The 10,163-nt window shown below is 69.6% G+C and carries 11 protein-coding genes and 1 pseudogene; 10 read left to right on the forward strand and 2 right to left on the reverse strand.

The window, feature by feature from the left end; translation table 11 throughout:
• The 3 genes and pseudogenes from OOT08_RS10150 to OOT08_RS10160 form a co-directional block, all read left to right on the forward strand.
• Positions 1 to 458 (forward strand): annotated as a pseudogene (locus tag OOT08_RS10150) (carbon starvation CstA family protein); the annotation flags it as partial.
• Positions 458 to 661 (forward strand): YbdD/YjiX family protein, encoded by a 204-nt coding sequence (locus OOT08_RS10155; protein ID WP_325092533.1) that lies wholly within the window; start codon positions 458 to 460, stop codon positions 659 to 661. The pseudogene OOT08_RS10150 and the gene OOT08_RS10155, both read left to right, overlap by 1 nt.
• A gap of 61 nt (positions 662 to 722) precedes the next feature.
• On the forward strand, positions 723 to 1,199 hold the full coding sequence (locus OOT08_RS10160; RefSeq protein WP_325092534.1) for a pyrimidine dimer DNA glycosylase/endonuclease V: 477 nt from the start codon (positions 723 to 725) through the stop codon (positions 1,197 to 1,199).
• 32 nt (positions 1,200 to 1,231) lie between these two features.
• On the opposite strand, the gene OOT08_RS10165 is transcribed toward OOT08_RS10160, so the two are convergent.
• A complete protein-coding gene (locus OOT08_RS10165) occupies positions 1,232 to 1,459 on the reverse strand; it encodes a hypothetical protein (protein WP_325092535.1) in 228 nt (75 codons plus the stop codon).
• Positions 1,456 to 2,067, reverse strand: a complete 612-nt coding sequence (locus OOT08_RS10170) for a MarR family winged helix-turn-helix transcriptional regulator (protein ID WP_325092536.1) — start codon at positions 2,065 to 2,067, stop codon at positions 1,456 to 1,458. Before OOT08_RS10170 ends, OOT08_RS10165 begins: the two co-directional genes overlap by 4 nt.
• Positions 2,068 to 2,139: 72 nt before the next feature.
• On the opposite strand from OOT08_RS10170, the gene OOT08_RS10175 reads away from it, so the two are divergent.
• From OOT08_RS10175 to OOT08_RS10205, 7 genes are all read left to right on the forward strand, one after another.
• Positions 2,140 to 4,341, forward strand: coding sequence for an MMPL family transporter (locus OOT08_RS10175; protein WP_325092537.1), 2,202 nt, complete (start codon positions 2,140 to 2,142; stop codon positions 4,339 to 4,341).
• Between the two features lie 172 nt (positions 4,342 to 4,513).
• Positions 4,514 to 5,422: a LysR substrate-binding domain-containing protein gene (locus OOT08_RS10180; protein ID WP_325092538.1), complete on the forward strand. Its 909-nt coding sequence runs from the start codon at positions 4,514 to 4,516 to the stop codon at positions 5,420 to 5,422.
• 172 nt (positions 5,423 to 5,594) lie between these two features.
• A complete protein-coding gene (locus OOT08_RS10185; RefSeq protein ID WP_325092539.1) occupies positions 5,595 to 6,353 on the forward strand; it encodes an amino acid ABC transporter ATP-binding protein in 759 nt (252 codons plus the stop codon).
• Positions 6,354 to 6,451: 98 nt separating this feature from the next.
• Complete coding sequence (locus tag OOT08_RS10190; protein WP_325092540.1) at positions 6,452 to 7,342, forward strand: glutamate ABC transporter substrate-binding protein; 891 nt, start codon at positions 6,452 to 6,454, stop codon at positions 7,340 to 7,342.
• A gap of 133 nt (positions 7,343 to 7,475) precedes the next feature.
• On the forward strand, positions 7,476 to 8,138 hold the full coding sequence (locus tag OOT08_RS10195; protein ID WP_325092541.1) for an amino acid ABC transporter permease: 663 nt from the start codon (positions 7,476 to 7,478) through the stop codon (positions 8,136 to 8,138).
• Positions 8,135 to 8,926, forward strand: a complete 792-nt coding sequence (locus tag OOT08_RS10200; RefSeq protein WP_325092542.1) for an amino acid ABC transporter permease — start codon at positions 8,135 to 8,137, stop codon at positions 8,924 to 8,926. Before OOT08_RS10195 ends, OOT08_RS10200 begins: the two co-directional genes overlap by 4 nt.
• A gap of 50 nt (positions 8,927 to 8,976) precedes the next feature.
• Positions 8,977 to 10,163: pyridoxal-phosphate-dependent aminotransferase family protein (locus OOT08_RS10205; protein WP_325092543.1), on the forward strand; the 1,187-nt coding region annotated here is incomplete at its 3' end.

Consider the following 10,163-nt stretch of genomic DNA (forward strand, 5'->3'; position numbering starts at 1 on the left):
AGCAGAACTTCCGATACCTCTGGGTGGTCATCGTGCCCCTCGCGTTCACGGCCGTCATCACGATCACCGCCTCGATGTACAAGATCTTCTCGCCCAACCCCGCGGTGGGCTACTGGGCCAACCACGTGGCGTTCCGCGACGCGCTCGCCTCCGGGGCCACCTCGCACGGCACGGCGGGCACGGTGGAGGCGATGGAGGCCGTGGTGCGCAACACCTTCATCCAGGGCTCGCTCTCGATCCTCTTCGTAACGCTCGCGATCATCGTCATCATCTCCGCCACGATCGCCACGCTGAGGTCCCGCCGCAGCGGCCTCGTGGTGGACACGGACGATCCGGCGACGCCCTCGCGGACCTTCGCCCCGGCCGGGTTCCTCGCGACCGCCAACGAGAAGGCGCTCGACCGGGAGTGGGCCAAGCGGCCCGAGCTGCGCGACGGCATCGGGGGAGGCGGACACTAATGGGCTCGGTGCTCGCTGCCGTCGCCGCCTTGCCCGCGCGACTCTGGCAGGGTCTGCGGGAGCTGAGCGGGGAGACCCGATACGAGCGTTTCGCGGCGCACCGCAGGCGGACCCACCCCGGCGAGCCCGTGCCGAGCGCCCGCGAGTTCTGGCGCATGCTCAGCGAGGACGAGGAGCGGAACCCGGGCTCGCGCTGCTGCTAAGCCGGTCCGGGACGCCGGGGGCGCGCGCCCCCGGCGACCGCGCAGGCGGCAGAATGGGGGCATGAGACTGTGGAGCCTGCACCCCCGTTACCTGGACCGCGCCGGGCTGACCGCCTGCTGGCGAGAGGCGTTGCTCGCGCAGGCGGTGCTCCGCGGTGAGACCCGCGGATACCGCTCGCACCCCCAGCTCGAGCGCTTCCGGGAGTGCTCCGTGCCGGAGCGCGCGCTGGGCACGTACCTCACCGCGGTGCAGGAGGAGGCGACGCGGCGCGGGTACTCCTTCGACGCGAGCAAGATCCGGGACGCGGGTGAGGAGCGCATCGACGTGACCGCGGGCCAGCTCGCCCTCGAGCGGGCGCACCTCGCCGCGAAGCTCGCCAGCCGCGATCCGGAACGGCTGGGCGCGCTCGATGAGGATCCCGAGCCGCACCCCATGTTCCGGGCGGTCCCGGGACCGGTCGCGAGCTGGGAACGCGCGGTGCTCTCCGACGCTAGCCCCGGGGCCGTGCCGGGCGAAGACGCGACGCCATCCGTGTAAGCGCCACGCTGTGTGCCCGCCGGGGCGAGGGGTCAGCGTGCGGGGGGTTCGCCCGGAATGGAGCCGGGCAGGTACTCGATCAGGAGGAGCGCGATCAGGGTCGTCGGGTATTCGCCTACGGCGCTCGTCGACAGCGAGACAATTCGGTGCGCGGGCAGCTCGGCGAGCCGGTCTCGAATCCGCTCGGCCACGGAGGCGAAGACGGCGTCGTCGAGCCGAACCTCGATGAGGTCCTGCCCCGGAGTGAGCCCCCGGCTCACCGCGGCTCCTCGGCGTCGCCGCCCGGCGGGGGCCCCGGCTGACGGGCCCAGTCGGCGTCCTCTCCGAGCGCGAGGGACTCGGCCATGTCGCGGAGGAAGCGGGTCACCGTCTCGCGCTCCGCGGGGCTGAGCCGGGCCGCGGCCCCGAAGCGTTTCGCGTGCTGGCGGCCGACGGTCTCGCGGGCGGCCCGGTGGGAGTCCTCGGTGATGGTGATGACGAGGGCGCGACGGTCGCTCGGGTGCGGCGAGCGGACAATGTGCCCGCCCCGCTCCAGGCGGTCCAGCATCTTCGTCGTCGAGGCGGTCGAGATGCCGAGGTGCAGGGCGAGGGCCCCCGGGGTCACGGGCTGCTCGGTGTTCTGCGCGACGATCAGGTAGTGCAGGGCGCGCATGTCCGTCTGATTGAGCTTCATGTAGCGCAGCGAGGCGTCGCTGAGCGCCTGTTCGCTCCGCTTGAGTTCGCCGAGGGCGGTCATCAGCTCGTTGACGCTGGCGATCGTGTCCGGGGTGAGCCCCGCCCGGTCGACGAGCTCCCCCGAGGGATCACTCGACTCCACGCGGAACAGGGTCCCGGAGACCGAGTCGCGCGGAAAGGAGGGTGTGGACATGGTTCCGATTGTATCCGAGCGCACAGCTGGTAGGTTAGTAGCTAGCCGAGATACCTAAATGGAGGAGGGGCCATGTCGCAGCTCAGGGATCATGACGCAGCCCGGCGCGCAGCCGGGGAACCGGGGTCCCGGGTCCCGCGGGTGGTGCGGTGGCTGCTCCCCGCCCTGCTGATCCTGGTCTGGTTTGCGGGCGCGGGCATCGGCGGTCCCTACTTTGGCAAGGTCAGCGAGGTCTCCTCGAACGATCAGACGGCGTATCTGCCCGAGAGCGCCGACGCCACGAAGGTCCAGGCGCTGCTCAGCGACTTCCGGGACGGGGACGACGTGCCCGCCGTGCTCGTGTTTACGAGCGATTCCGCGCTCACCCCCGAGCAACTGGAGGCGCTCGACACGGCGGTGGGCGGGCTCGACGACGTCGCGGGCGTCGCCGAGGGGCGCTCCCCGCTGCTGCCCTCCGACGACGGCGCGGCGGTGCAGGGCTTCGTGCCGATCAGCGCCGACGCGAACCTCGGCGACACGGTGGACGAGATCCGGGCGCACCTCGCGGACGCGGTCCCCGCCGGGGTCACCGAGTTCGTCACGGGACCGGCCGGCTTCTCGAGCGATCTGGGCGCGGCCTTCAGCGGGATCGACGGGCTGTTGCTCCTGGTCGCGCTCGGCGCGGTGTTCCTCATCTTGATCATCGTCTACCGCTCCCTCCTCCTGCCCGTTGCCGTGCTCGCGACGAGCCTCTTCGCGCTCTGCGTCGCCCTGCTCACGGTGTGGCACCTCGCCAACGCCGGAATCTTCCTGCTCAGCGGTCAGACCCAGGGCATCCTGTTCATTCTCGTCATCGGGGCGGCGACCGACTACTCCCTGCTGTTCGTTTCTCGCTATCGCGAGGCGCTGCTCGAACACGAATCCAAGCTCGCGGCGACCCTGGTCGCCTGGCGGGGGTCCCTGGAGCCGATCCTGGCCTCGGGGGGCACCGTGATCGCGGGGCTGCTCTGCCTGCTGCTCAGCGACCTGAACTCGAACAAGACCCTCGGGCCGGTGGCCGCCGTCGGGATCGCCTTCGCGATGCTCGCCGCCCTCACGCTGCTGCCCGCCCTGCTCTATGCCTTCGGGCGGGCCGCATTCTGGCCGCGTCACCCCCGCTTCGACCCCGCCCGCGCCGGGGCCGCTCAGGAGCTGCCCACCTCGGGGCTCTGGGGCGGGCTGACCCGCGGGATCTCGCGCCGCCCCCGCCTGATCTGGGCGGTCACCGCGGCCGTACTCGCGCTCGGCGCGCTCGGGCTCACCCAGCTCAAGGCCGACGGCGTGGCCGCGAGCGAGTTCGTGCTCGGGGAGTCGCAGGCCCGCGAGGGACAGGTCGCCCTCGGCGAGCACTTCCCGGGCGGCTCCGGCAGCCCCGCCTACGTCGCCGTGCCGCAGGACGAGCTGGGCCGCGCGGCCGAGGTGCTGCTCGGCACCGAGGGCGTGGACCAGGTCTCGGTCGCAACCGCGGACAGCCCGAGCGGATCGGCCCCGGTCACCGCCGAGGGGCTCCAGCCGGTCGGCCCGCCCGGCACCCCGGCCCCGGAGCCCACCGTGGCGGACGGCCGGGTGCTCCTGGAGGCGACCCTGCACGACGCCGCGGACTCGGTCGCCGCGGGCGACACCGTGCGCCAGATCCGCGCCGAGCTGGACGGCTGGGGGCTTGTGGGCGGGGTGACCGCGACCGCAATCGACACGAACGACGCCGCGGTGCACGACCGGAACCTCATTATCCCGATCGTGCTTGCCGTGATCTTCGTGATCCTGATGCTGCTGCTCCGCGCCGTCGTGGCGCCGCTGCTGCTCATCGCAACCGTCGTGCTCTCCTTCGGCACCGCGATGGGGCTGTCTGCCCTCGTGTTCAACCACGTCTTCGGGTTCCCGGGGGCCGACCCCGTCGTGCCGCTGTTCGGCTTCGTGTTCCTCGTGGCCCTCGGCATCGACTACAACATCTTCCTGATGACCCGCGTGCGCGAGGAGTCGGTGAAGCACGGCACCCGCGAGGGCATCCTGCGCGGGCTGTCGATCACGGGCGGGGTGATCACCTCGGCCGGGCTCGTGCTCGCCGCGACCTTCGCCGCGCTCGCGGTGCTGCCGATCCTCTTCCTGGTGCAGCTCGCCTTCATCGTCGCGGCTGGCGTGCTGATCGACACCTTCATTGTGCGCTCCCTGCTCGTGCCCGCGTTGGCCTACGACATCGGACCGAAGATCTGGTGGCCCTCGAAGCTGGCCCGGGAGCGCGAGGAGCTCGGCCGGTGAAGCCGGGGTCACAAAGCTGGTGATTGTTGCCTAATTCGGTAACATTGGCGCCGGGGGAGCCCACGGGCCGTCCATCGGCCCGCCGAACTCCCCTACGCTGAGTCCGTCGCCGCGGACCAGCGCGGCAACGCGGCCGGTGCTCTCGCCGTGCCCAGCACAGCGAAGGGTTCCGATGTTCACGTTCGACCAGCTCAAGGCGTTCATCGCGGTCGCCGAGGAACTGCACTTCAGCCGGGCCGCCGAGCGCCTGCACATGTCCCAGCCTCCGCTCACTCGCCTGATTCAGCGGCTCGAGGGCGACGTCGGGGTGCGCCTGTTCGACCGGGACAACCGGAACGTGCGGCTCTCCTACGCAGGCAAGGTGTTCCTGACGGAGGCCCGGCGCCTGGTCGCCCACGCGGAGGACGCCTCGACGCTGACCCGGCGGGCCGGGAGCGGCTCCTATGGCATCCTCCAGCTCGGCTTCACCCCGGTGAGCGGCGTGAGCATCCTCGGCGATTTGCTCGCCCGGATGAACTCCGTGCTGCCCAATGTCGAGGTGATCCTGAAGGAGCAGGACTCCTCGGAGGGCATCCAGGAGCGCCTCAAGGTGGAGCTCGACGTCGGGTTGGCGCGGCCGACGCCGAACCGCTTCGACCACGAATCGGTCGTGGTGCAGCGGGACGTGATGGTGGCCGCCGTGCCGCAGCATCACCGGCTCGCGAGCCTGGGTCGCCCCCTGGTTCCCGCGGATTTTGCGGGGGAGGACCTGCTGAGTTACGACCCGGCCGGGGCCCGCTACTTCACGGATCGGACGCTCCAGTTCCTCGGCGCGACCGCGCCGAAATCGGTGCAACAGGTCACGCAGAACGTGACCGTGGTCTCCCTGGTTGGGGCCGGACGCGGGGTGGCGCTCGTGGCCGATTCGACGCGCAGGCTCCAGGTGGACGGCGTCACCTACCTGCCCCTGGATCCCGAGCACCGCGGGGAGCCGCTGGAGCTGCACGCCCTCTGGCACCGGGACAATCGGAACCCGGCGCTGGAGCACGTGGTCGACATTCTGAGCGGGTATCAGGCCCCGATGATGCCGGAACTTGCCTAGTCCTCGATACCTTATAGGTATCAAATATCGCCCGAAAAATTTGGCAGATCATCAATCTTCCGCGTAGCTTGTCTCCGTACCCGCCGCTCCGAACGGCTCGGCGGGAACGGGCACCGCGGCCAGCCGGGGAGCCGCACCATCCCCCGCACGCCTGATCGACTGGACGAAATCAATGACGAACGCCGAGAACGTGACGCCGCCGCTGGTTGCGCTGACCCAGGTCAATAAGCACTTCGGCTCCCTCCATGTCCTCCAGGACATCTCCCTCGAGGTGTCCCAGGGGGAGGTCGTGGTCGTGGTCGGCCCCTCCGGATCCGGGAAGTCGACGCTCTGCCGCACGATCAACCGCCTGGAGACCATCGACTCCGGGACGATCACGATTGACGGCCAGCCCCTGCCCGATGAGGGCCGCGCCCTCGCCCGGCTCCGGGCCGACGTGGGCATGGTGTTCCAATCCTTCAACCTCTTCGCGCACAAAACGATCCTCGAAAACGTGGCGCTCGGCCCCGTCAAGGTCCGCGGCCTGACCCAGGCGCAGGCGAAGACCGAGGCGCTCGCCCTGCTCGACCGCGTCGGCATCGCGGCCCAGGCCGACAAGTACCCGGCGCAGCTCTCCGGCGGGCAGCAGCAGCGCGTGGCCATCGCCCGCTCCCTCGCGATGAAGCCGAAGGTGATGCTCTTCGACGAGCCCACCAGCGCGCTCGACCCGGAGATGATCACCGAGGTGCTTGAGGTGATGGAGTCCCTGGCCCGCGAGGGCATGACGATGATCGTGGTCACCCACGAGATGGGCTTCGCCCGGAAGGCGGCCAACCGCGTCGTCTTTATGGCGGACGGCTCCATCCAAGAGATCCAGGAGCCCGAGGCTTTCTTCACCGCCCCGAAGACGGATCGCGCCCGCGACTTCCTCTCCAAGATCCTGAAGCACTAACCCTCCTGACCGGTCCGGACACCCCGGCACCCAGACCCGCGCCCCGGCGCGTCCACAAGGCTGCCCACCGTCGGGCACCCCAACGAAAAGGAACCACCATGAAGAAATTCGCCACCCTCGCCGCGCTCGTCGCCGCGGGCTCGCTCGCCCTGTCCGGATGTGCGCAGAGCGGCGCCCCGGGCGACGCCCCGAAGGAGAGCGCCAGCGCCCTGAGCTACGAGGTCAACACCGACTTCGAGCTCGCGGACTCGCCCACCTGGACCGCCGCCAAGGAGAAGGGCGCCTTCACCGTCGGCGTCAAGTTTGACTACCCCGGCGTCGGCAACAAGAAGCCCGGCCAGGACACCCCGGAGGGCTTCGACATCGAGATGACCCGCATGGTCGCGGCGCACCTCGGCTTCGCGCCGGAGGAGATCACCTTCATGGAGATCACCGCCCCGAACCGCGAGCTCTTCCTGCAGCAGGGCAAGGTCGACATGGTCGCCTCGATCTACACGATCAACGACGAGCGGAAGAAGGTCGTCGACTTCGCCGGCCCGTACCTGGAGGCCGGTCAGGATCTGCTCGTCGCCAAGGACAGCGACATCGCGAGCGTGGCCGATCTGAAGGGCAAGAAGGTCTGCTCCGTCGACGGTGCCACCCCCGCACAGCGCATGCAGGCCGACCACCCCGAGATCGAGCTGGTCACCTACGACGCCCTCTCCAAGTGCATGATCGACCTGGAGTCCGGCAACGTTGACGCCGCCACGCACGACGACGTGATGCTGCGTGGCTTCGCCGCCGAGTACGGCGACCAGTTCCGCGTGGTCGGCGAGCGCTTCAGCACCGAGCTGCTCGGCCTGGGCGTGCCCAAGGGCGACGACGCCTTCCGCGGCGCCGTGAACGACGCCATCGAGGCCGCGACCGAGTCCGGGCTCTGGACCGAGATGTTCGAGGCGACGCTCGGCGACGCCACCCTGGTCACGATCCCCGAGATCGACCGCTACTAATTCTGCTCCCGGCTTCGCCCGGGACGCGCACCGACCGCGGGCGGCGGTCACCCCCCCCCTGAGCGCCGCCCGCATTTTTCCACCCCCCACCCCCCACAGCAGCCGCATCACCGGCGAGAGGAAGTGAACGCCCATGGATACCGAAGCAATCGTTCAGCTGTTTGTTTCCGGGTTCTGGGGCACCGTCAAGCTGGCGTCGTGGACCTTCGTGTTCTCCATGCTGCTCGGGACCCTGCTCGGGATCATGCGCATTTCGCCCATCCCGGTGCTCCGAGGCGCCGCCGGTGCCTACGTCACCATCATGCGCAACACCCCGTCGACGCTGGTGCTGTTTTTCTGCGCCTTCGGCCTGCCCTACCTCGACGTGAAGTTTGGCGACGACACCGCAACGCGCTCCTTCATCTACGCGGTGATCGGGCTCTCCTGCTACACGGCCGCGTTTATCAGCGAGGCGATCCGCTCCGGCTTCGCGACGATCCCGATCGGGCAGGCCGAGGCCGCCCGGTCGATCGGGCTCACCTTCTCCCAGAGCGTGACGCTCGTGATCCTGCCCCAGGCGATCCGTGCCGTGGTGCCCCCGATCGCAAACCACGTGATCGCGATGGTCAAAAACACCTCGATTGCCTCGGCCTTCAACAACAAGGAACTCATCTCGGCGATGCGCAACGCCGTCGAGATCCGCGGCGACCTGGTGCTCACACTCCTCGTGGCGACCGCGGGGGCCTATCTGATCCTGACCCTGAGCCTGGGCTGGCTGGCCTCGGTTCTCGAGCGCAAAATGGCGGTGAAGCGATGAGCGATCTCAGCGCACTCTACGAGGCGCCTGGCCCGCTGGGTCGGCGTCGGAACCGGATCATCTCGGTCCTGGTCTGGGCGGGCCTTGCCGCGCTCCTCGGCTACGTCCTGTACCGGTTCCAGGTCACGGGGCAGCTCGCCCCGGAGAAGTGGACCCCCTTCCTCTACGGGGACATTCAGAAGGTGCTGTTCGAGGGCCTGCTGAACACCCTGAAGTCGGCGCTCCTGGGATCGGTGCTCGCGATCGGCATCGGGATCATCTTCGCCCTGATGCGCTTGTCCGAGCGGCGCCTCCTCCGCGTGATCGCCACCGCCTGCATCGAGTTCTTCCGCGGCCTGCCCGTGCTGTTGATCATGTTCGCCATTTACATGATGTTTGACGTGTCCGCGTTCATCGCGGTTGTCGGCGGCCTGGCGCTCTTCAACGGGATGGTCCTCGCCGAGATTATCCGGGCCGGGATCCTCGCGGTGCCCCGCGGGCAGCGCGAGGCCGGGCTGTCGATCGGCCTCGGCTCTTTCCGCACGATGTGGCTGATCCTGCTGCCGCAGGCGTTCCGCACCATGCTGCCGACGATCATCTCCCAGGTGATCGTGCTGCTCAAGGACTCGGCGCTCGGCTACATCGTGTCCTTCCACGAACTCGTCTACGCCGTGAACCAGGTGGGGCGGGCGTACCACAACCTCCTGCCGACCTTCATCGTTGGGGCCGCGATCTTCATCGTGATCAACCTCGGGGTCAACGCCTTCGCGGTCTGGCTCGAACGGCGCCTCGCCACGAGCCGCCGCTGATCCGGCGCACCCCGATTCCCGCACGAGCTCCGAGAAAGAAGAACCCGCTCATGTCCCGCTTCATGTTGCAGCCCGGCCCGACCCAGATTGACCCCCGGGTGTTGCAGGCCACGATGCGTCCGGTCATCCACCACTCCGATCCGGAGTTCACGGCGGAGCTCGACCGGACCTGTGACCTCCTGCGCCCCATCTTTGGGGTGCCGGAGCGGGGAGAGGTCGTGATCGTGCCCGTGAGCGGACGCGGCGGGCTGGAGGCCGCAGCCACGACGCTCACGGACGGAGAACGCCCCGTGCTCGTCCTGCACACGGGCGTGTTCAGCGGGATGTTCCTCGACGTCATGGCGTCCCTGAACATCCCCACCGTGTCCCTCTCCGCGCTGCCGGGGGAGCGGCTGAGCCTCGACGAGATCGAGGCGGCGCTCGTCCGGCACCGGCCCATGATGCTCTCGGTGGCGCAGGTGGAAACGAGCACCGGCGTCGAGGTGTCCGGGGAGCGGATTTCCGAGCTGGCTGAGCTCGCGCACCGGCACGACTGCCTCATGATGGTCGACGCGGTCGCGGCGCTCGGCGCGGTGCCGCTCGACATGAAGGCCCAGGATCTGGACGTCGTCGTCGCCGGGTCGCAGAAGACCCTCGGCGGGATGACCGGGCTCGCCATGCTCGGCTTCAGCGAGCGCGCGATCGACGTCATGCGCCGCCGCCCCGAGGGCATTGCCCGGTCCTATTTCTTGGATCTCGCCCGCTGGTGGCGAACCTGGCTGCCCGCGGAGCGCGGCGGCGAGCAGGCGCTCGGTGCCCGGCGGATGAACTGGTCGATGAACACCCACGGCGTCTTCGCGCTGCAGCGGGCCTGCGAGCTCGCCCACGAGGAGGGCCTCCCGGCCCGGATCGACCGACACGAGCGGGTCTCCCGCGCCTTCCAGGCCGCCGCCGAGCACCTCGGCTTCGGCTTCCTGGACGAGCCAGAGCATCGCTCCCGCACCGTGACGGTGCTCACCCCGCCGCCCGGCATCACCGCCGCTGAGATCCTGCGCGTGCTGAGCGAGGAGCACCAGCTTGCCGCCGCTGGCGGGCTGGGGGCCGCCTGGGCCGGGCGGGTCATTCGCTTCGGCCACATGGCCGAGACCGCCCGGGAGCGGGTCGCCGAAACCGCGCTCTCCGGCCTCGTCGATGCGCTCCGCCGGCACGGGGTCCCGCACCCGGCCGACGCCCACGCCGTGTTCTGGGACGCCATCGA

The organism is Leucobacter sp. M11 (genome assembly GCF_035726885.1).
Lineage (GTDB): Bacteria > Actinomycetota > Actinomycetes > Actinomycetales > Microbacteriaceae > JAPFRB01.